This is a genomic window from Duganella margarita (genome assembly GCF_009857535.1).
In the GTDB taxonomy this organism is placed as follows: Bacteria; Pseudomonadota; Gammaproteobacteria; order Burkholderiales; family Burkholderiaceae_D; genus Rugamonas; species Rugamonas margarita.
This window is the reverse complement of sequence record NZ_WWCS01000005.1, coordinates 324,407-350,979: the sequence shown is the minus strand read 5'-3', so window position 1 is coordinate 350,979 and position 26,573 is coordinate 324,407. Positions and strand designations below refer to the sequence as shown.

The 26,573-nt window shown below is 64.9% G+C and carries 23 protein-coding genes; 13 read left to right on the top strand and 10 right to left on the bottom strand.

All coding sequences use genetic code 11. From position 1 onward, the window contains the following. Positions 1-19 precede the first annotated feature (19 nt). From GTP55_RS10700 to GTP55_RS10685, 4 genes are all read right to left on the bottom strand, one after another. Positions 20-1,642, bottom strand: a complete 1,623-nt coding sequence (locus GTP55_RS10700) for a methyl-accepting chemotaxis protein (protein ID WP_161044906.1) — start codon at positions 1,640-1,642, stop codon at positions 20-22. A 136-nt stretch (positions 1,643-1,778) separates the two neighbouring features. Continuing rightward, complete coding sequence (locus tag GTP55_RS10695; RefSeq protein ID WP_161044905.1) at positions 1,779-2,291, bottom strand: GNAT family N-acetyltransferase; 513 nt, start codon at positions 2,289-2,291, stop codon at positions 1,779-1,781. Continuing rightward, positions 2,288-2,809: a GNAT family N-acetyltransferase gene (locus GTP55_RS10690; RefSeq protein WP_161044904.1), complete on the bottom strand. Its 522-nt coding sequence runs from the start codon at positions 2,807-2,809 to the stop codon at positions 2,288-2,290. The genes GTP55_RS10695 and GTP55_RS10690 overlap by 4 nt, the downstream gene beginning before the upstream one ends. A gap of 68 nt (positions 2,810-2,877) precedes the next feature. Further along, positions 2,878-4,152, bottom strand: coding sequence for an amidohydrolase family protein (locus GTP55_RS10685; protein WP_161044903.1), 1,275 nt, complete (start codon positions 4,150-4,152; stop codon positions 2,878-2,880). A 183-nt stretch (positions 4,153-4,335) separates the two neighbouring features. Here GTP55_RS10685 and GTP55_RS10680 point away from each other — a divergent pair, with 183 nt between their 5' ends. The 4 genes from GTP55_RS10680 (at position 4,336) to GTP55_RS10665 (ending at position 10,825) form a co-directional block, all read left to right on the top strand. Next, positions 4,336-4,992, top strand: a complete 657-nt coding sequence (locus GTP55_RS10680) for a phasin family protein (RefSeq protein WP_161044902.1) — start codon at positions 4,336-4,338, stop codon at positions 4,990-4,992. A 64-nt stretch (positions 4,993-5,056) separates the two neighbouring features. Further along, positions 5,057-6,811 carry an ABC transporter transmembrane domain-containing protein gene (locus GTP55_RS10675; RefSeq protein WP_161044901.1) on the top strand — a complete coding sequence of 585 codons (1,755 nt, stop codon included), beginning with the start codon at positions 5,057-5,059 and terminating at the stop codon, positions 6,809-6,811. A 1-nt stretch (position 6,812) separates the two neighbouring features. Continuing rightward, positions 6,813-8,597, top strand: a complete 1,785-nt coding sequence (locus tag GTP55_RS10670; RefSeq protein WP_161044900.1) for an ABC transporter ATP-binding protein — start codon at positions 6,813-6,815, stop codon at positions 8,595-8,597. Between the two features lie 182 nt (positions 8,598-8,779). Next, the gene (locus tag GTP55_RS10665) at positions 8,780-10,825 is read left to right on the top strand and encodes a tetratricopeptide repeat-containing diguanylate cyclase (protein ID WP_161044899.1); all 2,046 of its coding nucleotides are present in this window, start codon (positions 8,780-8,782) and stop codon (positions 10,823-10,825) included. Here the strand turns inward: GTP55_RS10665 and GTP55_RS10660 are convergent, their stop codons facing one another. Next, positions 10,826-11,161, bottom strand: coding sequence for an apolipophorin (locus GTP55_RS10660; protein ID WP_229257861.1), 336 nt, complete (start codon positions 11,159-11,161; stop codon positions 10,826-10,828). 95 nt (positions 11,162-11,256) lie between these two features. Next, a complete protein-coding gene (locus GTP55_RS10655; RefSeq protein ID WP_161044898.1) occupies positions 11,257-11,706 on the bottom strand; it encodes a hypothetical protein in 450 nt (149 codons plus the stop codon). 151 nt (positions 11,707-11,857) lie between these two features. Here GTP55_RS10655 and GTP55_RS10650 point away from each other — a divergent pair, with 151 nt between their 5' ends. Both GTP55_RS10650 and GTP55_RS10645 read left to right on the top strand, forming a co-directional pair. Further along, positions 11,858-12,907, top strand: a complete 1,050-nt coding sequence (locus tag GTP55_RS10650) for a hypothetical protein (protein WP_161044897.1) — start codon at positions 11,858-11,860, stop codon at positions 12,905-12,907. A gap of 59 nt (positions 12,908-12,966) precedes the next feature. Next, the gene (locus GTP55_RS10645; RefSeq protein ID WP_161044896.1) at positions 12,967-14,475 is read left to right on the top strand and encodes a S10 family peptidase; all 1,509 of its coding nucleotides are present in this window, start codon (positions 12,967-12,969) and stop codon (positions 14,473-14,475) included. Between the two features lie 51 nt (positions 14,476-14,526). Here GTP55_RS10645 and GTP55_RS10640 read toward each other — a convergent pair whose 3' ends face one another. Together GTP55_RS10640 and GTP55_RS10635 are read right to left on the bottom strand one after the other, a co-directional pair. After that, entirely contained in the window at positions 14,527-15,084 is a 558-nt protein-coding gene (locus tag GTP55_RS10640) for a hypothetical protein (RefSeq protein ID WP_161044895.1), read from the bottom strand. Between the two features lie 33 nt (positions 15,085-15,117). Further along, complete coding sequence (locus GTP55_RS10635) at positions 15,118-16,059, bottom strand: LysR family transcriptional regulator (RefSeq protein ID WP_229257860.1); 942 nt, start codon at positions 16,057-16,059, stop codon at positions 15,118-15,120. 110 nt (positions 16,060-16,169) lie between these two features. On the opposite strand from GTP55_RS10635, the gene GTP55_RS10630 reads away from it, so the two are divergent. Together GTP55_RS10630 and GTP55_RS10625 are read left to right on the top strand one after the other, a co-directional pair. Beyond that, positions 16,170-17,009, top strand: a complete 840-nt coding sequence (locus tag GTP55_RS10630) for a phytanoyl-CoA dioxygenase family protein (RefSeq protein WP_161044894.1) — start codon at positions 16,170-16,172, stop codon at positions 17,007-17,009. Positions 17,010-17,096: 87 nt separating this feature from the next. Continuing rightward, positions 17,097-17,912: a sugar phosphate isomerase/epimerase family protein gene (locus tag GTP55_RS10625; RefSeq protein WP_161044893.1), complete on the top strand. Its 816-nt coding sequence runs from the start codon at positions 17,097-17,099 to the stop codon at positions 17,910-17,912. On the opposite strand, the gene GTP55_RS10620 is transcribed toward GTP55_RS10625, so the two are convergent. Together GTP55_RS10620 and GTP55_RS10615 are read right to left on the bottom strand one after the other, a co-directional pair. Then, positions 17,903-19,843: a CHASE domain-containing protein gene (locus GTP55_RS10620; RefSeq protein ID WP_202423647.1), complete on the bottom strand. Its 1,941-nt coding sequence runs from the start codon at positions 19,841-19,843 to the stop codon at positions 17,903-17,905. The genes GTP55_RS10625 and GTP55_RS10620 overlap by 10 nt on opposite strands. A 3-nt stretch (positions 19,844-19,846) precedes the next feature. Further along, the gene (locus GTP55_RS10615; protein ID WP_161044892.1) at positions 19,847-20,932 is read right to left on the bottom strand and encodes an HD-GYP domain-containing protein; all 1,086 of its coding nucleotides are present in this window, start codon (positions 20,930-20,932) and stop codon (positions 19,847-19,849) included. A gap of 116 nt (positions 20,933-21,048) precedes the next feature. Here GTP55_RS10615 and GTP55_RS10610 point away from each other — a divergent pair, with 116 nt between their 5' ends. The 5 genes from GTP55_RS10610 to GTP55_RS10590 all read left to right on the top strand — a co-directional run bounded on the left by GTP55_RS10610 (position 21,049) and on the right by GTP55_RS10590 (position 26,571). Continuing rightward, positions 21,049-21,507, top strand: a complete 459-nt coding sequence (locus GTP55_RS10610) for a MarR family winged helix-turn-helix transcriptional regulator (protein WP_161044891.1) — start codon at positions 21,049-21,051, stop codon at positions 21,505-21,507. Positions 21,508-21,512: 5 nt separating this feature from the next. Next, entirely contained in the window at positions 21,513-22,262 is a 750-nt protein-coding gene (locus GTP55_RS10605; RefSeq protein WP_161044890.1) for a 2OG-Fe dioxygenase family protein, read from the top strand. Positions 22,263-22,315: 53 nt separating this feature from the next. Continuing rightward, positions 22,316-23,674, top strand: a complete 1,359-nt coding sequence (locus GTP55_RS10600; protein ID WP_161044889.1) for a hybrid sensor histidine kinase/response regulator — start codon at positions 22,316-22,318, stop codon at positions 23,672-23,674. Positions 23,675-23,916: 242 nt separating this feature from the next. Further along, positions 23,917-25,446, top strand: coding sequence for an efflux transporter outer membrane subunit (locus GTP55_RS10595; RefSeq protein ID WP_229257859.1), 1,530 nt, complete (start codon positions 23,917-23,919; stop codon positions 25,444-25,446). A 15-nt stretch (positions 25,447-25,461) separates the two neighbouring features. Next, the gene (locus tag GTP55_RS10590) at positions 25,462-26,571 is read left to right on the top strand and encodes an efflux RND transporter periplasmic adaptor subunit (protein ID WP_161044888.1); all 1,110 of its coding nucleotides are present in this window, start codon (positions 25,462-25,464) and stop codon (positions 26,569-26,571) included. The last annotated feature ends 2 nt before the right edge of the window (positions 26,572-26,573 follow it).

Here is a 26,573-nt window from a genome sequence, read left to right as displayed (position 1 = left end):
AAACGGCGTGTGGCAATTTTCAGCCAGCCAGCTGCAAGGGGCGGCGGCGCGCCAACGGCGCCGCGCCCGCCGGCCCGTGCAGCTTGAAGATGCTGACCGCCTCCGACAGCCTGGCCGCCTGCTGCTCCAGCGACTCGGCGGCTGCGGCGGCCTCCTCCACCAGCGCCGCGTTCTGCTGCGTCACGCTGTCCATCTGGTTGATGGCCATGCTGATCTGCTCGATGCCGTCGCGCTGCTCGCCGCTGGCCGCCGAAATGTCGCCGATGATGGCGGTGACGCGCTGCACGCTGGCCTCCACCTCGCTCATCGTCTCGCCGGCCTGGCCGACCAGCCGGCTGCCCGCCTCCACCCGGCCGACCGAGGTGCCGATCAGCTCCTTGATCTCACGCGCCGCCGCCGCCGAGCGTTGCGCCAGCGTCCGCACTTCCGACGCCACCACCGCAAAGCCGCGCCCCTGCTCGCCGGCGCGCGCGGCCTCCACCGCCGCGTTCAGCGCCAGGATATTGGTCTGGAACGCAATGCCGTCGATCACGCCGATGATGTCGGCAATCTGGCGCGAACTGTCGTTGATCTCGCCCATGGTGCGCACCATCTGCGCCACCGCATTGCCGCCGCGCGCCGCCACATCGCGGGCAGTGTCGGCCAGACGGCAGGCCTCGGCCGCGTTCTCATTGTTCTGCTTGACGGTGGCGGTCAGTTCCACCATGGCCGCCGCCGTCTCCTCCAGCGCACTGGCCTGCTCCTCGGTGCGGCCCGACAGGTCCAGATTACCCGCCGCAATCTCGACCGAGGCGCCGTGGATGGTCTCCGTTCCCGTGCGCACCTGGCCGACGATGGCGCTCAGGTTATGCTGCATCGTCTTCAGCGCGCCCAGCAGATCGCCGATTTCATCGGTACTGTTGACCGTCACCTCGCTGCGCAGATCGCCGGCGGCCACCGTTTGCGCCACGCTGACGGCGGCGTCCAGCGGCCGCGTGATGCTGCGGATCAGCGACGTCACCGTCAACACGCCCACCACCACCGTCACCAGCAGCGTGACGCCCATGGTGACCAGCGTCTGCCGGTAAGCGGCGCTGCTTTCCTCCTCGATCGCCGCGATCAGCCGTCCCGACTCCTTGCCGATGAAAGCGACGATGTCATCGATTTTCTTGGTCGGCTCGCGGTCCATGCCTTTGACCAGTTTGTCCACCACGTGCGCGCTGTCGGGATTGGCCGAGTCGTATTTTTTCAACGCCTCCAGGTAGCGCGCCACCAGTTCGTTCTGGGTTTGCATCGCCTCCCCCACCAGCGGCGTTTTAAGGTCCAGCTTGCCAAGCAGGCCATCGAGCTTTTGCAGCTCGCCGCGCGTGCTCTCGCCGCCCTTGACGAAGGCCTTGCTGTATTTGTCGAGTTGGGCGGGATCATTGCCGCGCACCAGGATGTTCTTCCATTCCTGGACCTGGATTTTGAATTCCACCTGCGCGCTGCGCGCGGTGTCGATGGCCTGGCTCAGCGCCACCGAGCGCGCCAGCGCTTGCGCGCTGCGCGTGTTACTGCTGTCCAGGGCGCGCCAGCCGGCCAGCGCGACGATCGCCAGCGCCAGGAAGAAGAACGCCCCCAACAGGCCCAGACGCACACCGATCTTCAGATTGGCGAGTTTCATGACTGCCCCTTTCAAGAATTCAATTCAGACAAGCTTGCTGTGCTTAATTGGTTCCGTTGTTTGGGGAACAGGCAATCGTCAGTGCCCGGCATCCATCTTGCTATATCGCGCCGAAAAAATCTATCAAATCACCACGCTAGGCCAGCGCGAGCTGGTAAATGTTGGTAGGACGATTATCGGGCGGCAGCGCTTTGTGTTCAATAAACGTCAGGCCCAGCTTGGCCAGCAGATTGATCGACACCGTGTTGTGCGGATTGGTGATGCCCATCAGCCGCTTCAGGCCCAGCACATCGCGCGCATACGCCACCACTGCCGACGCCGCTTCATAGGTATAGCCCTGGCCAAAATAGGCCGGCCGGATGGCGTAGCCGATATCGACATCCGGCAGGCTGTCGCGCTTGATCAGTCCGCACAAGCCGAGCGCCTGGCCGTCGCTCTTGCGCTCCATCACATACAGCGAATGCCCAAGGCGCTGCTGCATCGCGCACGGCCCGTCGATGATGGCGATGCGCGCCCCCTCCACGCTGCGGATGCCCTTGTCGCCGATATGTTCGATCCAGCTCGGATCGTTGACCAGCGCATAATAGAACGCCGCGTCGTCGGGCGTGATGGTGCGCAGGCGCAGGCGTTCGGTGTCGAGGATCTTCATGCGTCCGGCCAGTGCGACGGATCCTCCAGCAACTGGTACATGACGTACACATCGACAAAGCCGAGATACTGGTGGCGGTATGCGCGCGGCAAGGTGCCGACAATGGAAAAGCCCAGCTTCTTCCACAGCAGCACCGCCGGCATATTCGAGCTGACCACGTAATTGAACTGCATCGCCAGATAGCCTTCGGCGCGGGCGCGTTCCAGGCAATCGGCGCCCAGCAGCTTGCCGACGCCGACGCCCTGCGCCGCCGGGCTGACCATGAACGAGGCATTGGCCACATGGGCGCCGCGGTCGCGCTGGTTGGGCATCAAGCGATACATGCCGACCAGCCGCTCGCCGTTGTGGATGGCCACATAACTCTGCAGGCCGGGACCGAACCAGTAGGCATGGCAATCCTCGCGACTGGTATCGGCGGCAAAATAATAGGTGTCGCCGCTGGCGATCAGTTCCTGAAATATGTCCCACATGGCGCCGAAGTCGGCTTCCGTGGCGGGGCGGATGGCGATTTCTTTCAAGGCAGCTCCAGGCGCATTAAACCGTGTTCAATTGTCATGGATTTCCGCCCTCAAGTCCAGCCCGCATCCTAGCGGTTCAGGCGGAAATTCACACTGTCCGGCCGGCCCGGCAAGCTCAGCCGCGCATGCGCGCGTGGCGACTCGGCAATAATTTTGCCTCGACGCATCACCATGCGGCGCGCGGCGCGCAGGCGGATCGCCTCCACCGGGTCGGCCGCGTCCAGCAGCACCAGATCGGCGTGGCAACCGGGCGCCACGCCGTAGCCTTGCAGCCCGAGGATGGCGGCTGGCGTGCTGGTGACGGCGCGGAAGCAATCGCGCATCGCCTCCTGACCGGTCATCTGCGCCACGTGCAGGCCCATATGCGCCACCTCCAGCATATCGCCCGAGCCCAGGCTGTACCACGGGTCCATCACGCAATCGTGGCCGAAGGCGACCGGGATGCCGGCCGCCAGCAGCTCCGGCACCCGCGTCATGCCGCGCCGCTTCGGATAGCTATCGTGACGGCCCTGCAGCGTGATATTGATCAGCGGATTGGCGATGGCATTGACGCCGGCTTCGCGCATCAGCGGCAGCAGCTTGCTGACGTAGTAATTGTCCATCGAATGCATCGACGTCAGGTGCGAGCCGGTGACGCGGCCGTGCAGGCCGAGGCGGTTGCTCTGATAGGCCAGCGTCTCGATATGACGCGACATCGGATCGTCCGACTCATCGCAATGCATATCCACCATCAAGCCCTGGTCGGCGGCGTACTCGCACAGAATGCGCACCGACTCGGCGCCATCGGCCATGGTGCGCTCGAAATGGGGAATACCGCCCACCACATCGAAGCCCATGCCGATCGCGCGCTTCAGGTTGATCAGCGCATTCGGCGCCCGCAGCACGCCGTCCTGCGGGAACGCCACCAGCTGCAAATCCAGATACGGCGCCACGCGGCGCTTGACCTCCAGCAGCGCCTCCACCGCCAGCAGGCGGTCGTCGCAGATATCGACGTGGGAACGGATCGCCAGCAGGCCGCGCGCCACCGCCCAGTCGCAATATTGCAAGGCGCGCTCGATCAGCGCCTGCTGGGTCAGGTGCGGCTTCAGCTCGCCCCACAGCGCGATGCCCTCCAGCAGCGTACCGGACGCATTGACGCGCGGCAGCCCGTAGCTGAGCGTGGCGTCCATATGAAAGTGCGCATCCACAAACGGCGTGCTCAGCAGATCACCGTCGGCGTCAACCTCCCGCCCAGCCTGCACTGCCAGACGCGGTCCGACCGCGACGATGCGGCCCTGCTCGATGGCCACATCGACACCCTGCTGGCCATCGGCCAGATTGGCGTTGCGTATCACGACATCCATCTGCGCTCCCATTGATTTTAAGTAAAACCATTGTAGACATATTCAACAAAATACAGCAATTGTTGCATTGCACTAAGGCTTATATATTTCCTGCATGCACATGGTAGAAAAAATAACTTTCCATCGCCAAAAATCGTCGTTAGAATGGGCTTATTGCGTTGCATCATAATTTCAGGAGAAACCATGTCCTCGATCACCGAACAGTTTTCCGCAGCCACGAAATCGCAACTAGAAGCGCAATTCCAGATCTTCAACACCCTCGCCAGCGCGGCGGTCGAGAGCGCCGAAAAAGTCATCGCCCTCAACCTCAACGCCACCAAGGCCTCGGTAGAAAAATCCTCGGCCGCCGCCAAGCAATGGCTGGCCGTCAAAGACCCGAAAGAACTGTTCACCTTGAGCGCGCAGCAGCAGGGCAGCTTCGACAGCCTGCTGGCCTACGGCCGCGAACTGGCCAGCATCGCCTCGGCGGCCCAGGCCGAGCTGATCAAAAGCGCCCAGAGCAGCTTCAAGCAAGCCAGCGAACTGGCGGCGGCCAAGCCGACCGTATTGGCGCAGTCAGTGCCAACCGTGCCAACAGCGTCGTCACCGCAGTCCATACCCGAAGCGGCGCCGGCGCTGGCGGCGGCAGTGAGCGCGGCCGTCATCGCCGCCAACGAACCCATCGCCGCCCCGCCGAAGCCGCCCAAAGCCAAGCCCGCCGCCGCGCCGATTCCGGAGCAGCAAGAGTTCATCGAAGTCAAAGCCCAGGTCAAGCCCAGCTTCCCGGCGCCGCCGCCAAAGCCAATTGCCCTGGCGCCGGAAACCAAGCCTGCCAAATCCGCCCCCAAAGCCAAAAAATAAACTCCGGGGTATTTTTTGTGCATGTTGTATCCTAGCGGGCTATACGCTTTTCAAGGCAACATGCATGTCTAAACTCTCCCGGCTGATCGGCGGTTTTGTCCGCCAGCACAGCCGCGCCTATATTGTGTCCGGCATCATGCTGGCCGGCGTCGCTACCCTCAGCGTGTGGGTGCCGCGCAAGGTCGGCGCCATGATCGACGGCCTGGCCAACCATACCCTATCCGGCAACGCGCTGCTGATGGAAATCGGCTCGCTGCTGCTGATCGGCCTCGGTATCTATTTCCTGCGCGTGGCGTGGCGCCAGATTTTGTACGGCGCCGCCTACCAGCTCGGCGTCTCGCTGCGCACCCGCCTCTACACCCGCATGACGCTGCAAGGCCCGGCCTTCTACCAGCGCCAGCGAACCGGCGACCTGATGGCGCTGGCCACCAACGATATCGACGCCATCGAAATGGCCGCCGGCGAAGCGATGCTGGCCGGCTTCGACGGCGCGCTGACGCTGGTCATGGTGCTCGGCGTGATGCTGCTCGGCGTCGACTGGCGCCTGGCCTGCATCGCGCTGCTGCCGTTCCCGCTGATGGGCTGGGCGTTCTGGTACATCTCCGGCCATATCCACACCGCCTCCACCGATTCGCTCAAGCGCTTCAGCGCGCTTAATGACCACGTACAGGAAACCTTGTCCGGCGTGCGCACGCTGCGCGCGCTCGGCCTGGAACAGCGCAGCGCCGACCAGTTTTCCGAGCTGGCCTCCAGGGCCTCCGACGCCAGCCTGCGCGCGCAAGTCTGGGAAGCCGCCTACGAACCCGCCGTCGGCCTGACGCTGACCGCCGCCACCGGCCTGACGCTGGGCCTGGGCGGTTATCTGATCTGGCACAACCAGCTGACCATCGGTGCGCTGACCAGCTTCACCATGTACCTCGGCCAGTTGATCTGGCCGATGTTCGCCGCCGGCTGGGTGCTGTCGCTGATCGAACGCGGTCGCGCCGCCTGGCAGCGCCTGCAGCCGATGCTCGATGCGCCGCTGGCGATCGACGATCACGGCACGCTGGCCACCGTGCCGGCCGGCCCGCTGTCGCTGCGCGGCATCAGCTACGCCTACACCGGCCAGACCGTGCAAGCCATCAGCGACATCACGCTGGAACTCAAGCCCGGCCAGACGCTCGGCCTGGTCGGCCCGACCGGCAGCGGCAAGTCAACGCTGCTGCGCGTGCTGCTGCGCCAGCTTACGCCGCAACACGGCAGCGCACAGTGGAGCGGCCACGCGCTCGATGCCTACACGCTGCAGGCGCTGCGCGCCGCCATAAGCTGGGTGCCGCAGGAGTCGTTCCTGTTCTCCGCTTCGATCGCCGACAACATCGCCCTGGCCCGCCCGGACGCCACGCGCGCGCAGATCGAACACGCCGCCGACCTCGCCGCCATCCATGACGACATCCTGCTGTTCGCCGACGGCTACGACACGCAGGTCGGCGAGAAAGGCATCACGCTGTCCGGCGGCCAGCGCCAGCGCGTCGCCATCGCCCGCGCGCTGTTGGCCGATAACGATCTGCTGCTGCTCGACGATGCGCTGTCCGCCGTCGATACCGGCACCGAAACGCGCATCCTCCAGCATCTGGAAGAACTGCGCCAAGCGCGCAAGGGCCGCAGCGCCATCATCGCCAGCCACCGTCTGAGTTCTGTGGTCAGCGCCGACCTGATTGTGGTGCTGCGCGATGGCCGCATCAGCGAAACCGGCAGCCACGAACAGCTGCTCGCACTGGATGGCTGGTACGCCAGCCAGTGGCGCTATCAACAATTGGAAGCCAGCCTTGATGAAGCCTGAAATGAAGTCTGAAGCTGCAAACCCGGGCGGCCAGCTGCGCCAGGCGCTGTCGCTGCTGCGCCGCGCCGCCCTGCCCGACCAGCACCATCTCGGCTGGGCCGTCTTGTGGCTGGTCGCCGCCGCGCTGCTGGAGGTGACGGGCCCCATCATGGGCAAGGCGCTGATCGACGAGCACCTGCTGCCGCATCACCTGGACTGGCCGCGCATGGCGGCCCTGCTGGCCGGCGTGGTGCTGACCGGCTGGATCGCCAGCGGCCTGCGCTACCTGCAGCTGGTGCGCCTGTCCGGCCTGGCCATGCGCTCGGTGATGCGGCTGCGGCAGATGGTCTACACCCACGTGCTGCTGCTGCCGATGGCGTTCTTCGACCGCGCCATCACCGGCCAGCTGGTCTCGCGCGTCACCAACGATACGGAAGCGGTGAAGAGTCTCTACATCCAGGTGCTGTTCGTGATGCTCGACTCGACCATCGTCCTGATCGGCACCGTCTGCGCCATGGCCTTCCTCGACTGGCGCCTGATGCTGATCGTGCTGGCGCTGCTGCCTGCGGTGCTGCTGATCGTCTGGCTGTACCAGCGCTGGAGCGCGCCGGCCGTCACCCGCGCGCGCGCGCTGCGCAGCGAGATCAATGGCCAGATGGCCGAATCGATCGGCGGCATGAGCGTGCTCCAGGCCAGCAACGCCGAGCAGCGCTTCGGCCAGCGCTTCGCCAGGACCAACCAGGACCACTACACCGCGCGCCTGGCCGAACTGCGGGCCAACGCCTGGCTGCTGCGGCCCGCGCTGGACATGTTCAACATCATCCTGCTGGGCGCCGTGATCTTCATGTTCGGCCAGCGCGAGATGACCGCCACCGAAGTCGGCATCCTGTACGCCTTCATCAGCTACCTGGCGCGCGTGATCGAACCGCTGATCCAGATCACCATGCAGTTCAGCCAATTGCAGCAGTCGGTGGTGGCCAGCGCGCGCGTGGCGACGCTGCTGGAGGAAGGCGCGGCGCAGGAACACGCCAGCAACCGCGCCAGCGCCGGCAAGGCCGCCGCCAACGACAGCAGCGCGCCGGCCGTCGCCATCAGCCATCTCGACTTCGCCTACAACGCCGGCCAGCCGGTGCTGCACGACCTGTCGCTGGAGATCCCGCAGGGCGATTTCGTCGGCATCGTCGGCCACACCGGCAGCGGCAAGTCGACCCTGCTGTCGCTGCTGCTGCGCTTCTACCCTGCCCCGCACGGCAGTATCCTGATGCACGGCGTGCCGCTGGACGATATCGACAATGACCGCTTCCGCGCCGACGTCGGCCTGGTGCCACAAGACCCGTTCCTGCTGGCCGCCTCCGCGCGCGAAAACATCGACATGGGCCGCGGCCTGACGCAGCCGCAGATCGAAGCGGCCGCCCGCGCCGCCCACGCGCATGACTTCATTGCAGCGCTGGACCAGGGCTACGACACGCCGCTGGGCGAAGGCGGCTCGCGCCTGTCGGTCGGCCAGAAGCAGCTGATCGCCATCGCCCGCGCGCTGGCCGGCGCGCCGCGCATCCTGCTGCTGGACGAAGCCACCTCGCACATCGATTCGCAAACGGAGCAGATCGTGCAGGTGGCGCTGGATGAACTGCGCGGCAAGGTGACGGTGATCGCCATCGCCCACCGCCTGTCCACCATCCGCGACGCCAACCGCATCATTGTGCTCAATCACGGCCGCATCACGGAAACCGGCCCGCACGACCAGCTGATGCAGATCGACGGCGGCTTGTATCAACGCCTATACCTTTTGCAGCAACTAGCTGCTTAATGTAGTTGAAAAGCCATTGAAAACTGTGCGATTTTGAGGAAAAATCGCATGCCCAAGGGCGTTCTCGACTGCAACACGCCTATAATTGTCTAGACATCGCGTTGCGTTTTGGGGGCGTCAAGTTGGCTGGATCAAGAAACGGTGGAGGGTGGCGCAGCAAGCGGCTGGCCGTGGCGGCAGCCATGGCGTTGACGCTGGCGCCGGCGTGGGCGCAAACTCCGGCCACGCTGGACGACCGCATTCTCGACATCCGCGAACAAAGTCGTTTCGTGCCCGACAAGGCGCTGGAGCAGCTGCAAAAGCTGCAGCCGGAACTGCGCAATGCGCCGCCCGGCACCCGCGCCGAATTCCTCACGCAGATGAGCGCCGTGCGCATGCGCCTCGGCCAGAACGACAAAGCCATGGAGACGGCCGAACAGGTCATCACCCTCGGCCAATCGCTGCGCGACAACGCCATCATCGCCAAAGGCATGCTGGCCAAAACTTATGTGCTATTTGCGCAGGCCGACGTCGACGCCGCGCACCGCCTGGCGTTCGACGCCGAAACGCTGGCGCTGACCACCAGCGACATCGGACTCAAGGTCCAATCCACCATCACCGCCGGCCAATCCTACGCCGAACAGGGCAACTTCCCGGCCGCGCTGCTCAAGCTCCAGCATGCGGTGGACCAGGCGCGCCCGCCGGCCGGTGACGCCATCAGCCTGGTGGCGGCGCTCAACGCGCTGACCAAGCTGCACGTGCAGATGAAGGAATATGACAACGCGGCCGAAACGCTGAGCGAACTGCTGGCCGAAACCGAAAAACTCAACTCGCCCGGCCGCATGGCGATGGCCAAGAACACCGAATACGGCCTGGCCATCGACTCGGGCCAGCCCAAGCGCGCCTTGCGCGTGCTGGAGGAAAGCCTGGCGCTGGAACGCAAGCTGGGGGCCGAGCGCATGGTCGGCGTCACCCTGGTCAACCTGTCGGATAACTCGCTGAAGCAGCGCGACTTTGCGCGCGCCGCGCAGTACGCGCAGGAAGCGCTGCTGTCGGTGCAAAAGACCGGCGACAAAACCGCCGAGGCGACCGCGCGCGTCAACCTCGGCCAGACCTACCTCGGCACCGGGCGGCTAGCCGAAGGCAAGCGGCAGTTCGAGCTTGGCCTGGCGCGCCTCGAACAAGAGAACAACAAGCCCGATCTGCAAGCGACGCTGCGCGAATATGGCGAAGCGCTGGAACGCGCCGGCGACCTGGCCGGCTCGCTGTCCGCCTATCACCGCGAACGCAACATCTCCAACGAGCTGTTTGAAAAGCGCCGCCAGCAGGCCATGCTGGAACTGCAGGAGAAATACGAAACCGAGAAGAAGCAGCGCCAGATCGAACTGCTGAGCCGCGAGAATCAGGTCAAGGGCGCGGAGATCGACAACCGCCGCCTGCAACAGCGCGTTTGGTGGCTGCTGGCATTGGTGTTTGCGCTGGCGGCGGCGGTGGTCGGCCTGTTGTACCGCAAGGTGCGGCACACCAACGCCCAGCTGGAAGTGAAGAACCTGGAGCTCAAGGCGCAGTCCACGCTCGACCCACTGACATCGCTGTACAACCGCCGCCACTTCCAGGACTACATGCGCGGCCTGAAAATCCAGGAACGGTCCGACGACGTGGTCGGTGCGCTGTTCCTGCTGGACGTCGACCACTTCAAGCATATCAACGACAACTACGGCCATGCGGCCGGCGATGCGGTGCTGAAGATGATCTCCGAGAACCTGCGCATCGCGCTGCGCGAAACCGACATGATCGTGCGCTGGGGCGGCGAGGAATTCCTCGCCTTCCTGCCGGCGATACCGCGCCACGGCATGGAGGAAGTGGCGCGCCGCATCCTCACCAGCATCTCATCGCAGTCGCTCCAATACGGCGGGCATGACATCAGCGTGAATGTGTCGGTGGGGTTCTCGCCGTTCCCGCTGATGCCGGACGGTGTGCCGCTGGTGTGGGAACGCGCGGTCAACCTGGTCGACATGGCGCTGTACCTGGCCAAGGCGCACGGCCGCAACCGCGCCTACGGCGTGCGCGGCTTCGAGAACTTCCATCTGACCTCGATGGAGGCGATCGAGCGCGATCTGGAACGCGCCTGGCGCGCCGGCTTCGTCGACCTGAGCGTGGTGCTGGGCGGCGATCCGGACACCCATCCGCCCACCCCGAACGAGCACCTCAATGTGGTCTCGATCAAGCAGGCCACGCAAAAACACTGATTATTTCTTGGCCTCGCGTTCGTCGGCGGCGGTTTGCATCTTCTCGCCGGCCCGTTCGAGTTTGCGGCCGGCTTCCTTGGTGGCCTCGTTGAGCTTCTCGCTGGCCTTGTCGGCCGCCTGGTCGAGTTTCTGGCTGGTGTCCTTGGCGGCGTCGCTCAGTTGCTGATTGGCTTGCTGCGCGGCGTTGTCCAGCTTCTGGCCGGCCTGCTGGGTGGCTTCATCGAGCTTGCGGCCGGCGCGTTCTGCCGGGCCGGCTTCGCTCGGATCGTCCTTCTTCTGGCAGCCGCCGAGCAGCGCCAGCGCCGTCAACGTCACCGCTACATAACGGATCATCATCATCGTCTCCTGAAAGAATGAATTCTTGCCAAGAGCATACAACGTCCTGCTGCTTCGCAGCGCACGCCAAACCCCGAATTGCGAATTGCAGATTGCTATTCGACGATTTTCTTCGGTGGTGGCGGTGGCGTGAAAACCACGGTTTCCGATTCCGGCCCGCCGTCCAGCATGTCGGACTTCTCCAGCCAGTTGCGCAGCTTTTCCATGCGGCGGATCAGGATGCCCTTGCTGCTGATGTAGCCCACCTGCTCAAAATTCTCCGGCTTGCTGACCATCTTGGACACGGTCGGCAGATTCTCCGCCAGCCGCTCAAACGCCTTGCGCGCCTTCTGCTCCCATTTGACCAGGTTCGGTTCGTTAAAGCGGTTGCTCTCGTAATAAATCGTCAAGGTGCGGTCGTGGTTGCCGTAACCGACAATCGCCGCCCCCATCCGCACCGTCTCCAGCACATCGCCCTTGATTGATGCCGTCGGCACAAACAATGCGGCCCGCCCGGTCATATCCGGTCGTTCCAGCGGCAAATCCTGTCCCATTAATACGGTCATCACGCTTCCTGTTGTTATCGCCACGGAGTTGCCGCTGGGCTATTTTTTAATTCTATATCGCTCTTTTCTCTATTACAAGAAGAATGCGCGCCGGCGTGGTACGGCCGACAACTACCTTATAATGCGGGCTGATCCCAATAACCGCCTCACCATGACGTCCTCCCCTTCCCGTTTCGGCGCCATTCCCGAAACCGCCGTCGACCAGGCCGCGCGCCACCTGCACGACACGCTGACCATCGCCATCGAGCACCGCGCGCCGCATGCCGCGCTGATCGTCTACGACACCCGCACCGACCTCAATCGCGCGCTGACCGCAGCCTATCGCCGCGCCGCGCCGGATGCCAAGTTCATCGACTTCGACAGCACCGAACCGGCCGCCATCCTGGCCACCTTCGAGCGCCTGCAGGCGGGCGACCTGGTGGTGCTGGTGCAATCGACCAGCTTCCGCATGGACGCCTACCGCATCCGCATCGAACTGTTCAAGCGCGGGCTGAAGGTGATCGAGCACGTCCACCTGGCGCGCATGCCGGGCGACCAGGGCCTGCACTACATCAATTCGCTGGCCTACGACCCTTCTTATTACCGCGGCGTCGGCCACGGCCTGAAAGCCCGCATCGACCGCGCGCAACGCGGCGTGGTCGACAGCGGCGACGGCGCGCAGCTGGTATTTGCCTCGCCATTTGAAGCGGCCAAGCTGAATATCGGCGATTACAGCGGCATGACCAACGTCGGCGGCCAGTTCCCACTGGGCGAAGTGTTTACCGAAGCGCAGGATCTGGAAGCGGTCAGCGGCCGCGCGCGCATCTTCGTGTTTGGCGACACCAAATTCCTGGTCAACCGGCCGGCCGCGCCGATTACCATCACCGTCGACAAAGGCCGCGTGGTCGGCACCGAAAACAGCACGCCGGCATTCGAGGAGATGCTGGCCATCATCCGCGAACATGAAGGCGAAGTGTGGCTGCGCGAACTGGGCTTCGGCATGAACCGCGCCTTCACGCGCGAGCGCATGGTGGACGACATCGGCACTTTTGAGCGCATGTGCGGCATCCACCTGTCGCTGGGCGCCAAGCATGGCGTCTACACCAAGCCGCAGCTGAAACGCAAGGACGCCCGCTACCACATCGACGTCTTCGCCGTCACCGACGGCGTCTACCTCGACGGCCAGCGCGTGTACCAGGACGGTGCCTGGCAACTCCCCTGACGCTGGACGAAAGGCTGTGCTAATGTTGCGCTGGTCACATTTTTCCAGATAAGGATGTTATGCCCCGCTCACCAGTTTCCAGCCTTCTTCGCACCGCTGCGCTTGCGACGTTGCTGATTGCCGCCCTGCCCGCCGTCCACGCCGCCGATGCGCCACCGGCAGCCGACGCCAAAGCCAAGTCCGACCTCGAACTGCCGCCGCTGCCGGACGACAAAACCATCCGCCAGACCATCCGCCTGAACGGCAAGCCGTTCAATTACGACGCCACGGTCGGCACCATCAAGGTGCGTGACGCCAAAGGCAAAGTGATCGGCGAAGTGGTCTACACCGCCTACACGGTGCCGGGCAGCAGCCCGAACCGGCCGGTCACCTTCGCCTTCAACGGCGGCCCCGGCGCCTCGTCGGTGTACCTGAACCTGGGCGCGATCGGCCCGCGCCGCGTGCAGTTCGGCGCCGCCGGCGACACGCCATCCGACTCGTCGGAACTGCAAGACAATCCGCACACCTGGCTGGACCTGACCGACCTGGTCTTCATCGACCCGATCGGCACCGGCTTCAGCCGCGCGCTGGAGGAACCGGCCAAGGCCAAGGCCGACTTCTACGCCACCGAGCCGGACATCAAATACCTGTCGCGCACCGTGTATGACTGGCTGGTCAAGAACGGCCGCCTGCGCTCGCCGAAATTCCTGATGGGCGAATCCTACGGCGGCTACCGTGCGCCGCGTCTGGCCCGCGAACTGCAAACCCAGCTGGGCGTCGGCATCAAGGGCCTGTTCATGGTCTCGCCTTACCTCGACCCGGCCGCGATTGGCGACGACACCGCGCTGTCGCCGCTGCCGTGGATGATCAACCTGCCGTCGATGGCGGCCTCGCACCTGGAAGCGCAACAACGGCTGACGCCGGACGCCATGCGCAGCGTCGAAGCGTACACGCGCGGCCAGTTCGCCACCGACCTGCTGGCCGGCCGCTCCGATCCCGGCGCCATCAACCGCCTGGTGGGCAAGGTGAGCGAACTGACCGGCATCGACGCCGTCACCGTGGGCCGCCTCGATGGCCGTCTGGACATCCAGACCTTCCTGCGCGAACTGCATCGCGGCGACCGCAAGATCGGCTCGGTGTACGACGCCAACGTCACCGCCTACGACCCGTTCCCGGCCTCGGCCGAGCGCAAGTCGGGCGACCCGATCCTGAACGCGCTGATCGCCCCGACCACCAGCGCCATGGTCGATTTCATCACGCGTGAAGTGGGCTGGAAAACCGACGCCCAGTACAAGGCGCTGTCGTATGAAGTGAATGCCGCGTGGGACCGTGGCGCCAGCCAGGACAAGCCGGTCAGCGACCTGCGCCAGGCCATGGCCAACGACCCGAAAATGGGTGTGCTGATCGCGCACGGCTACAACGACCTGTCGTGCCCGTACTTCACGTCGTCGCTGATCCTCGACCAGATGCCGGCCGCAATGGCCGCCCCGGCGAAACTGGCCGTCTACCCGGGCGGCCACATGTTCTACAGCCGCGACGGTTCGGCCCAGTCCTTCAAGCGCGACGCGCAAGCCTTGTTCGCGAAGTGACAGACGCTTAAAAAGCTTGACGGACATTAGCCCGCCGGCGTCAGGACCGTCTCAGCGGTATGCGGAGAAGAAGAAATTTGGCACCTCGCCGGCCAACAGCTTCTTCTTCCATAAAGCCAGCCATACATCGCCTCTCTTCCAAAAGACGCGGCATTGTTCCAGGTAGGCGATGACGGCGCTAAACTCGCCTTGCTTAGCCAAGGCCTTGGCGAGCTGCATCGACGGACCGAACGAATTCAGTTGCGGCGAACCAGGCGTAGTGCCCGCCTGGTGAAGCCGATTCAACGCCTGCTCGGGTTGGCCGTTGTGCAGCGCGCATAGTCCAAGGGCAGTATGGCCGAAGTGCAGCGCATTCCCATAGTTCCAGTCGTCCTTAAAGTTAGGCGCAACAGCAAGCGCTTTTTCCGCAAGGCTGATGGCAAGCTCGATTTTGCCGAGATGCCACGCACCCATGGCGGCATGAGGCAATGCGTAAAACAAGTCCAGATCCGTCGCCGCCCTTTCCACTGCGGCCAGTTCTTCCGGTGCCCGTTCAATCGTGAGCCTGCGTAACCCCTCCAGTTGGGCGTCAGTGAGCGGGGTCAGTTCGGAGTCCTCTTCAAAGCTCATAATCACGATACCTTTTCAAGATGGGAGCGAAACCTAAAAGTCGGGCAATATACCGGAGGCTTGCAGTTCGCGGTCCCACGGCGGCACGGGATGATATTCGGCGACCAGGAAGTCGATCAGCGCGCGCACTTTGGGCGATGGCTGGCGGCTGGCGGGATACAGCGCGCTCAGGTGATTCAGCGGCAGTTCCCAGTCGCTCAGCACCGGCACCAGCGTGCCTTCCATCAGGCTGCGCCAGGCCAGGAACGTCGTGTTGTAGACGATGCCCAGCCCCTGCTGCGCGGCCTGTTGCAGCACCAGCCCGTTGTTGGCCGTGAAGCTGGCGGCGACGCGCACCGATTGCTGTTGGTCGCCGCGCGTGAAATGCCATTGGGTGCCGTCGGTCAGATGACTGAAGTGCAGGCAGCGGTGCTGCTGCAACTCCTGCGGTGTGACCGGCATGCCATGCCGCGCCAGATACGACGGCGACGCGCACAGCACGCCGCGGCACGGCGCCAGCGGCCGCATGGCCAGCGCATGCACGTCCGGTATGCCGCCCACCCGTATCGTCAGGTCGAAGCCATGTTCGATCGGATCCAGCAGCGCATCGTCGACGAACAGCATCGGCTCCAGCATCGGATGCAGCAGCGCGAAACGCGCCAACGCGCCGGCCAGCCACTCGCTGCCGAAACTCGACGGCGCCTGGATTCGCAGCGGCCCGGCCAGCTCGTCGCCGGCCTGCTGCGCCACCACCCGCGCCGCTTCCTGCGCCTGCGCCACCGTCGCCATGCACGGCGTCAGATAGGCCTGGCCGACGTCGGTCAGGCTGACTTCCCGCGTGGAGCGATGCAGCAGTCGCGCGCCCAGCTTCTCTTCCAGTTGCAGGATGTGCTTGCTGACCATGGCGCGCGTCAGGCCCAGGCGGCGGCCGGCCTCGCTGAAGCTGCGCAGCCTCGCCACCTCGACAAATATTTCCATCGCCCGTAATTGGTCCATGCCTTGATTGTCTCCACTTTGGCGACAATGTGTCAACCTTTTGCCGATTGTGATGGCCCGGCCATGTCCGTAAAATACGATGGATCAAATATCCCGCCATGGAGCCAGACATGCTGACAGAGTCACAAAAACAACAATATCAACGCGATGGCTTCATCGTCATCCCCGCTTTCAAGAGCGCCGGGGAGATCGCAAAGCTGCGCGCCCGCGCGGCGCAGATTGTCAACGATTTTGATCCGGCCGCCCAATCCGGCATCTTCAGCACCATCGAGCAGGAAAAGACCACCGACGATTACTTCCTCGGCTCCGACAACACCGTGCGCTGCTTCTTTGAAGAAGAAGCCTTCGGCGCCGACGGCCAGCTGAAACAGGCCAAGGAACTGTCGATCAACAAGATCGGCCACGCCATGCACGATCTCGATCCAACCTTCCGCGCCTTCACCGCCGACGCCCGCCTGGAAGAACTGGCGCGCGAACTCGGTCTGTCCGATCCCAAGGTCTGGCAGTCGATGTACATTTTCAAGCAGCCCGGCATCGGCGGCGAAGTGCGCTGGCACCAGGACGCCACCTACTTCGACACCGACCCGGTCAGCGTCACCACCTTCTGGTTCGCGCTGGAGGACGCCACGCTGGACAACGGCTGCATGTGGGCCGAACCAGGCGGCCATCGCGGCCCGATGCGCGAACGCTTCCTGCGCAACGGCGACGACGTGGGCATGGAAAAGCTCAGCGACATGGGCTGGCCGGACAACAGCACCGCCGTGCCGCTGGAATGCAAGGCCGGTAGCCTGGTGTGCTTCCACGGCCTGCTGCCGCACTACAGCGCGCCGAATCGTTCGGCGGTGTCGCGCCACGCCTATACGCTGCACGTCACCGACGGCGCCACCCGCTACTCGCCGCAAAACTGGATCCAGCGCGACGACAAGCTGCCGGCGCGGGGCTTCATCTAACGTCGTTCCCGCGCAGGCGGGAACCCATACTAAGCATCCGCGCACGCGTCCCATGGATTGCCGCGTGCGCGGCAATGACGACTGACTATGCACATTCAAATTTTCGCCGCCCAGTGGGGCAATAACGAGCTGCCGGCGCCGGTGTTCATCGAGCGCGTGAAAGCCGCCGGTTTCGACGGCATCGAGATGTCGCTGCCGCTCGACGCCGCCGAGCGCGATGACTGGACGCGCCAGATCGCCGACGCGGGCCTGGGCCTGATCGTCGCCCAATGGGAGACGGTGTTCCACCCGACCTTCGCGCCGCACAAGCAAGCGTTGGCCGAACTGCTGCACAACGCCTGCGCCGCCAGGCCGCTGCACGTCAATTCGCACACCGGCAAGGATTACTTCACGCCGCAGCAGAACCGCGAACTGCTGGACCTCGCCGCCGGCATCGCGCGCCAGCACGGCGTGCCGATTGTCCACGAGATCCACCGCAGCCGTTTCAGCGGCCACCCGATGCTGCTGCTGCCTTACCTTGAGCAGATGCCGGAGCTGCAACTGACAGCCGACCTGTCGCACTGGTGCTGCGCCTGCGAATCGCTGCTGGAGGACCAGCCGGAGACGCTGGCCAAAACCCTGCCGCACGTGCGCCACATCCACGCCCGCGTCGGCCACCCGCAAGGCCCGCAAGTGGCCGACTTCCGCGCGCCGGAATCGCAGGCCGCTCTGGAAGCGCACCTGTCGTGGTGGGATGAAGTGATACGCTTGCGCCGCGCCGCCGGCGCATCGCGCATGACGCTGACGCCGGAATTCGGCCCGGCGCCGTACACGCAAACCCTGCCCTACACGCAGAAGGAAGTGTCGAACGCGTGGGAACTGAACGTGGCGATGCTGCAGCTGCTGCGCCAGCGCTACGCCTGAACCGTCTCCTGTTCCGGCGCCGACGCCGGCGCCGGCGTCAGCGGCAGCACCAGCAGCACGCTGGTGCCGCCGGCTGGCACCGACTCCACGCGGATGGTCCCTTTCAGCACGCCGGTCACAATGTTATAAACGATATTCATCCCCAGCCCCGAACCGCCCTGCCCCATCTTGGTGGTAAAGAAGGGATCGAAAATCTTGTGCAGCACCACGTCGGTCATGCCGATGCCGTTGTCCTTCATTTGCAGCATCACCAGGTCGCCTCCCTCGCGCCGCGCGCTGATCGCCAGCACGCCGCTGTCGCGGCCATCGAAGCCGTGCAGCAGCGCGTTGCCAATTAAGTTACTCAGCACCTGGCTCAAGCTGCCGGGATAGGAATCGAACACCAGATCGGCCGGCACGTCCACCGTCACCGTGCAGCAGGCGCGCCGCAACTGCGCCGCGTAGGTGGCCAGCGTGTCGTGCAGCACCTCGTCGAGCCGGAAGCGGCGGCGCTGGCCGCTGGCCTGGTCCACCGCCACCTGTTTGAAAGAAGTGATCAGGTCCGCCGCCCGCGTCAGCGAATGCGCCATGATGTCGCAGGCTTTGCGGGCATCGGCCAAATGCGCTTCCAGCGCCGATCGTTTCAGGCCGCCGGCCTCCTGCAGGCGGCGCTCGAAGTCGCGCACCATGTCGGCCAGCGCGGTGGCGGTCAGCAGGCTGTTGCCGATCGGCGTATTCAGTTCGTGCGCCACGCCCGCTACCAGCGCCCCCAGCGACGCCATCTTCTCCGAAGTCTGCAGATTGGTCTGCGCCTGCTTCAGCGTTGCCACCACCCGCGCCAGGTTGTTGCGCGCCTGTTCGGCATTGTGCTTTTGCAGCTCCAGTTCCTTCAGGCTGAATTCCATGCCGTGCCGCGCATCGGTCTCGCGCCGGTTGACCACCATCAGCGCGGCGATCAGCGCGCTGATGATCACCCCCGCCATGCCGATCAGCACCACCGGCAGTTGCGAGCGGCCGTAACGCGCGCCGGCGCGGCCTTCAAACTGCACGATCCAGTGGCGCTGTGCCACCGGCAGCACGGTCTGCGCCGTCAGGCCAGGCACATTCTCGCCGCGCTCCTGGTGCGTCTCGACCCTGCCATCGCTGTCGTACAGCAGCGTGTCGACGCCGGGCGCCGGCGGCTTCCCTTGCTGGAAGCCGCCGTCTTCGATGCGCACATGCAGATGCTCGAGCAGCGCCGGATCGAGCACCTCGCGCATCAGTGCATTGACGCGGAACACAATCGCCACAAAGCCTTGCAGCGCCTCGCGCCGCTGCGCCGTAGTCTCCAGCGGCAGGCCGTTGCGGTACACCGGCGCGCGCGCCACGAAGCCCGGTTCGCCGCTGGCGTCCTGCACCAGCGTGATGCGTTCGGTGGCGACGATGTCGCCGCTGTCGCGTCCCAGTTCCAGCGCCTTCAGGTGCGGCGCCAGCGCCGCCAGGTCAAGGCCAAAGGCGTTCTCGTTACCCTTCAGCGGTTCGGTGTATTCAATGATGTAGTGCAGCGGGCGGCGCGTGGCCGGGTGCACATGAAATTGCGGATAGCCTTGCGGCGCCAGCGCGGTGTCGCGCTTTACGCGCTCCACGAACGCCCGCAGCTCGGCCTCCGGCACCACGCGCACGAACTGCAAGGCCTGATAGCCGGGATAGCGCTGGTCGACCTTCAGCTCATTGACGAAGCGGTGGAAGCGCTGGCGGTCGATGGTGTCGTTGACTGCATACACACCCTTCATGCTGTGCAGTGTGTCGAAATAGATTTGCAGGCGGTTCTGCATGTCGCGCGCCACTTTCTCGGTGTCGCGCTGGAAGCCATCCTGCACCTGCTGCTTCTGCTGCTCCTGAATCACAAAATAGCAGGTCCAGGCTGTCAGGCAGATCCCGACGAAGAAAGCCAGGTAGCCGCGCCCGCGCATGATCTAGCCGGCGGCGTCACTGTAGCGGTTGGCGATGGCCATGAATTCCTCCTCCGCCGTCAGCATGGCGTCGACCACGTCCGGGTCGAAATGCTCGCCGCTTCCCTGCCGTATCATCTCCATGGCGGTTTCGTGGGTGAAGGCCGGCTTGTAGACGCGCTTGGAAATCAGCGCGTCGTACACGTCGGCCACCGCCATCAGGCGCGCCGCCATCGGGATCGCCTCGCCGGCCAGCCCTTGCGGATAGCCGGAACCGTCAAACTTCTCCTGGTGCGAATAGGCGATCTCGCGCGCGTAGCGCAGGAAGGTGTTGGTGTAGCCCAGCGTGTTCTCGACGTTGGCGATGGCGTCGCGGCCGTACACCGTGTGCTTTTTCATCACCTCGAATTCGGCGTCGGTCAGGCGGTCCGGCTTGAGCAGGATGGCGTCCGGGATCGACACCTTGCCGATGTCGTGCAGCGGCGCGGCCTTGAACAGCGCCTTGATATTGGCCTCGCTCAGTTCTTCCTCGAAGCGCTTGTGGTGCCGCAACTGGCGCGCCAGCGCCACAATGTAGTGCTGCACGCGCCGCAGGTGGTTGGCGGTTTCGTACTCGCGCGTTTCGGCCAGCGACGCCAGCGCCCAGATCATCGCGTCGAGCATCTGGCTCAGCTCCGCCGTCACCTCTTCCACCACGTGTTCCAGCAGGTTGCGCTGCTGCTTGAGCAGCTCGCGCGCGTGACGCAGCTGCAGATGGGTGTCGACCCGCGCGCGCAGCACGCCGCCCTGCACCGGCTTGGGCACCACGTCGGCCGCGCAGGCGTCCAGCGCGCGCTGCTCGTCCGGGGCGCGTTGCAGGAAAATGACCGGGATATCGGCGGTGTCGGGGCTGGACTTCAACTGCTGGCAGACGCTGTAACCGTCCACGCCCGGCAGGTCGGCGTCCACCACCACCAGGTGCGGGCGCGGCACGTGCTGCATGATGTCCAGCGCCGCGCGGCCGCTGTTGGCCAGCCGGACTTCGTACTGATCCTCCAGCATGCCGTTCATCTGGATCAGGTTGTCCGTCGCTTCATCGACTATCAGTACGATGGCCTTTTTGACATTCATGCGCCGCTGCTCCCGCGAGTATTCTTACCATCATCATAACCGAGCGGATTTACCGGCCAAAACTATTTTTCCCCGGCGAGCTTGCAATTGGATAGTGCACTACCTATACTGGGAAGATGGATACGCAAACTACCCCCACCTTCGGCGTCCCGCAGCTTGATCAGCAACTGTGCTTCGCGCTCTATTCCACCTCGCTGGCAATGAGCAAGCTGTACCGCAAGCTGCTGCGCGGCCTGGGCCTGACCTACTCCCAATACCTCGTGATGATGGTGTTGTGGGAGAAAAACGAACTGACCGTGTCGGAGGTCGGCGAACGGCTGTTCCTCGACTCGGCCACGCTGACGCCCCTGCTCAAGCGCATGGAAGCGGCGGAACTGATCACCCGCAACCGCGCCGCCAGCGACGAGCGCCAGGTCATCATCAAGCTCACGCCGCACGGCGACGCGCTGCGCCACGAAGCGGCCAAGCTGCCGCCGTCCATTCTGCAAGCCACGCAATGCACGCTGGACCAGGTGGTCGGCATGAAGCAGCAACTGGACGAACTGCGCGCCAGCCTGATGACCTCCGCCAGCTAAACACGATGACGACACCACTCTACACGCCGCTGGCCGACACCGTGACGGCCCTGCGCCGGGACGGCTACGCGCTGCTGCAACCGCAAGACGTGGCCACGCTGGCCGGCCTGCCGCTGGCCGCGCTGGACGCGCTGATCCCCAGCTGGAACGACCTCGCGACCGACCAGTATCTGAAGGACGGCGGCCGCTATCGGCGGCGCCGCCATTCCTGCTTCATCCAGGAAGGCCGCCACCTGACGCAGACGCCGCACCGCGCGCACTGGCAGCCGCTCGAATACAACGCCCTGCACGGCGGCATGCACCGCCTGTTCGAGCCGGTGCTGCCGGCCACCGTCACGCAGCAGGGCTGGCCGGCGCTGATCACCGCCATCGGCCAGTTGTGCAGCGCGGCGCGCGAGGCGGAAAACAGCGCCGCGCCATGGTATGTTGAGGCGCACCAGTTTCGCATCGACACCACCGACGGCATCGGCCGGCCCACGCCGGAAGGCGCGCACCGCGACGGCGTCGATTTCGTCGCCGTGATCCTGATCGCCCGCGGTGGCATCAAGGGCGGCGAAACCCGGGTATTCGAGGCCGACGGCCCGAACGGCAAGCGTTTCACCATGACCGCGCCTTGGACCATGTTGTTGCTGGATGACGCCACTGTCATCCATGAATCCACGCCGATCCAGCCCCTGGCGCAACACGGCCATCGCGACACACTGGTGCTGACCTGGCGCGCCGGCAGTTTCCAGGGACAGGAAACTTCCCCTTGATAGGGTAATCCGATATAGTTTGCCTAGCCAACTATGCACCAGGAGGGTGGTCTGTGGACACCAGTTACGAAATACAGCCAGATGAAATCGAAATACTGATCGTCGAAGACAGTCCCACCCAGGCCGAACGTCTGCGCCGGCTGATCCAGTCGATGCGCTACAACGCCCGCGTGGCGCCCAACGGCCGCCTGGCGCTGGAAGCCATCCGCGAGCGCAAGCCGCACCTGGTGCTGTCGGACATCGTCATGCCCGAAATGGACGGCTACACGCTGTGCCGCGCCATCAAGGCCGACCCGGAGCTGCGCGACATCCCGGTGATCCTGGTCACCTCGCTGATGGACCCGAAGGACATCATCCGCGGCATCGAATGCGGCGCCGATAACTTCATCCGCAAGCCGTACGCGGAAGATTATCTGCTGAACCGCATCGGCCACATGCTGATGAACCAGAAGCTGCGCAAGAACCAGAACATGGAGATCGGCATCGCTCTGTATCTTGGCGAACAAAAGCACTTCATCAACGCCGACCGCCAGCAGATCCTCGATTTGCTGATTTCCACCTACGAACAGGCGGTGCAGGTCAACAGCGAGCTGCAGGCGCGCGAGCGCCAGGTGATCGAGCTGAATATGCGGCTGGCGCACCACGCCGGCGAGCTGGAAACCATCAACCGCGAAATCGCGCTCAAGAACCTGGAACTGGCCGAAGCGAGCCGCATGAAGTCGGCCTTCATCGCCAATATGTCGCACGAACTGCGCACGCCGCTGAACGCCATCATCGGCTTCACCGGCGCGCTGCTGATGAAGCTGCCCGGCCCGCTGACGCCGGAACAGGACAAGCAGCTCAACACCATCCGTACCAGCGCGCGCCACCTGCTCTCGCTGATTAACGACATTCTGGACGTGGCCAAGATCGAAGCCGGCAAGGTTACGCTGGAACTGGAAACCGTGCAGTGCCAGGGCGTGGTCAAGGATGTGGTGGACACGCTCCGCCCGCTGGCCGTGCAAAAGAACCTGACGCTGGAGATGGACCTGGCCGATCCGGCCATCGTGCTGGAGACCGACCGCCGCGCGCTGACGCAAATCCTGCTCAACCTGGGCAACAACGCCATCAAGTTCACCGAGAGCGGCACCGTGCGCGTGTCGCTGGGCCAGCGGGTGGTCGAGGGCCAGGCGCCGATGATCGAGTTCTCGGTGGCCGACAGCGGCGCCGGCATCCGCGAGGAAGACCAGGCCAAGCTGTTCCAGGCGTTCTCGCAGCTCGATTCGACCTCCACCCGGCACGCCGAAGGCGCCGGCCTGGGGCTGTACCTGTGCCAGAACCTGGCCAACCTGATCGGCGGCTCGCTGTTCTTCAAGAGCGACTTCGGCCACGGCAGCACCTTCACGCTGGCACTGCCGGCCAAGGGCGTTTGAGGATTTTAAAAGATGACAATAATAACAACGTAATTCTACGGTATTGCAGTGCAACATAAAGAGGGGTATAGTTGGAACTGTCTCCTCCAATCCGTTCGCTGAACATTGGAATTTAACCCGCGCCACTGGCAGCGGGTTTTTTTTTTGCCTGTGCATCTGCAATATTTACCGCCGGCCAACGTCTACACCTCAGCAACAACCCCTCAGCAATAATTTAAACGACTGATTCAACAAGGGAAAGCATGAGAGTTTTATTACGCGCGATGGCCCTGGCCGTTGCGGCGACGTTGAGCGCCTGTGCGGTGCAGGGACCGGCGCGCCACGTAGATGCGCTGCCACCGCAGCAATGGCAGGCGCCGTTGCCGCACAACGGCAGCCAGGCCGATCTCGCCACCTGGTGGCGCGGGCAGGCCGATGGCTTGCTGGTGCAGCTGATCGAATCGGCGCAGGCAGTCAGTCCGACCGTGGCGTCGGCGGCGTCGCGCATTGCGCAATCGCGTGCCGAGCGGGTGGCCGCAGGAGCGGCGCTGCTGCCGAATGTGGATGCGGCGGCCAGCGTCAACCGCTCCAACCAGCAGTCGGCGCTGCCGATGGGGACCACCTCGCAGGCGGCCTTCAACGCGTCATGGGAGGTCGATCTGTTTGGCGCCAACCGGGCAGCGCGCGACGCGGCGCAGGCGCGCCTCGAGAGCGCGCATGCGGGCTGGCACGACGCCCGGGTGTCGGTGGCGGCCGAGGTGGCGAACCAGTATTACGGCTTGCGCGCCTGTGAGCAGTTGCTGGCCGTGGCGCAGCAGGATGCCAGGTCGCGCACCGACACCGAGCGGCTGACCGAGCTGAGCGCCAAGGCCGGCTTCCAGTCGCCGGCGAGCCTGGCGCTGGCCCGCGCCAGCGCTGCCGATGGCAACAACCGCTACCTCGCCCAGCGCGCCGCGTGCGACATCGACGTCAAGGTGCTGTCCGCCCTGACCGCCGTCGACGAACCGGCACTGCGCCAGAAACTCGCAGCCGGCCTGCCCGTAGCCGGCACTGCGCCGGCGATGGCGATTGCGGAACTGCCGGCGCGCACGTTAAGTCAGCGGCCGGACGTGTTCACGGCCGAACGCGAAGTGGCAGCCGCCAGTGCCGATGTCGGCAATGCCCAGGCGCAGCGCTATCCGCGTCTGACCTTATCCGGCTCGGTCGGCGTCGCCAACTTCCGCGCCGGCGGCGACAGCACCCAGACCGACACCTGGACCATCGGCCCGGTCGCGCTGTCGCTGCCGGTATTTGACGCTGGCCGCCGCCGCGCCAACGTCGACTCGGCCAACGCGCGCTACGACGCCGCCGTCAGCAGCTACCGCGCCACCGTGCGCCAGGCGGTCAGCGAAGTCGAACAGGCGCTGGTCAACCTGGACAGCACCGCCGCCCGCGCCGGCCACGCTCAAAGCGCGCTGGAAGGCTACCGCGCCAACTACGCCGCCGTCGATGAGCGCTACAGGAACGGCATGGCCAGCCTGTTCGAACTGGAAGACGCGCGCCGCACGCGCCTCGCCGCCGAGCAAACCGTCATCAACCTGCAACGCGACCGCAGCGCCGCCTGGGTTGCCCTGTACCGCGCTGCCGGCGGCGGTTTCACTCCACCAGCCAGCGCACAGGCCACCGCACCCAGCACCGCCTCCGCGTCAGCCACCACAGCGCCGACCGGCGACCGCGCAGCCACTAAGCTTGCCGCCGTCACGCCCGCCGTCATCGCTCGCGCGCCGGATCGCGCCAGGCCAGCCGCCAACTAACTCTATCAGCCCATCATGAACGCCAAACTGAAACCACTCGCCTACGTCCTGGCAGCCGCTTTTGCGGTCGCCGCCGCCGGCGTCGCCAGCTACTCCCAGGCCGCCGACGACAAGAAAGCCGAAGCGCCGAAAGCCGCGCTGACCGTCACCATCACCCAGCCCAGCGCCGCCAGCCTGCCGATCAAACTGGCCGCCAACGGCAACGTCGCCGCCTGGCAGGAAGCCAGCGTCTCCAGCGAATCCAACGGCCTGCGCCTGACCGACGTGCGCGTCAACGTTGGCGACATCGTCAAGGCTGGCCAGGTGCTGGCCGTGTTCTCCGCCGACACCGTCAACGCCGACCTCGCGCAAGCCCAGGCGGCCGTGCACGAGGCCGAAGCCAACGCCGCCGACGCCGCCGCCAACGCCGCCCGCGCCCGCACGTTGCAAAACTCCGGCGCCTTGAGCACGCAGCAGATCAGCCAGTACAACACCGCCGAACAAACCGCCAACGCCCGCATCGCCTCCGCCAAGGCGGCACTGGCCAGCCAGCAGCTGCGCCTCAGATACACCAAAGTCGTAGCACCCGACAGCGGCGTCATCTCGGCCCGCAGCGCCACCGTTGGCGCGGTGTCCGGCGCCGGCACGGAACTGTTCCGCATGATCCGCCAGGGCCGCCTCGAATGGCGCGCCGAAGTGGTCGCCGCCGACCTGCGCTACCTCAAGCCCGGCGTCAGCGCCATCGTCAAAGCCGCCAACGGCAGCGAAGTGACCGGCAAGGTGCGCATGATCGCCCCCACCGTCGACCCGCAAACCCGCTCCGCACTGGTCTACGTCGACCTGCCGCAAAGCGCCGGCAGCAGGGACGCGCCGTTCAAGGCCGGCATGTTCGCCAGCGGCCAGTTCCAGCTGGGCGCCTCCGACGCCATGACCGTGCCGCAGCAGGCCATCGTGGTGCGCGACGGCTTCAGCTTCGTGTTCCGCCTCAACGCCGACAGGCATGTCAGCCAGATCAAGGTGCAACCGGGCCGTCGCCTCGGCGACCGCATCGAAGTGCTGGGCGGCCTCAAAGCCGATACCCAGATCGTGGTGCGCGGCGCCGGCTTCCTCAACGACGGTGACCTGGTCAACGTCGTCGCCAGCTAAGG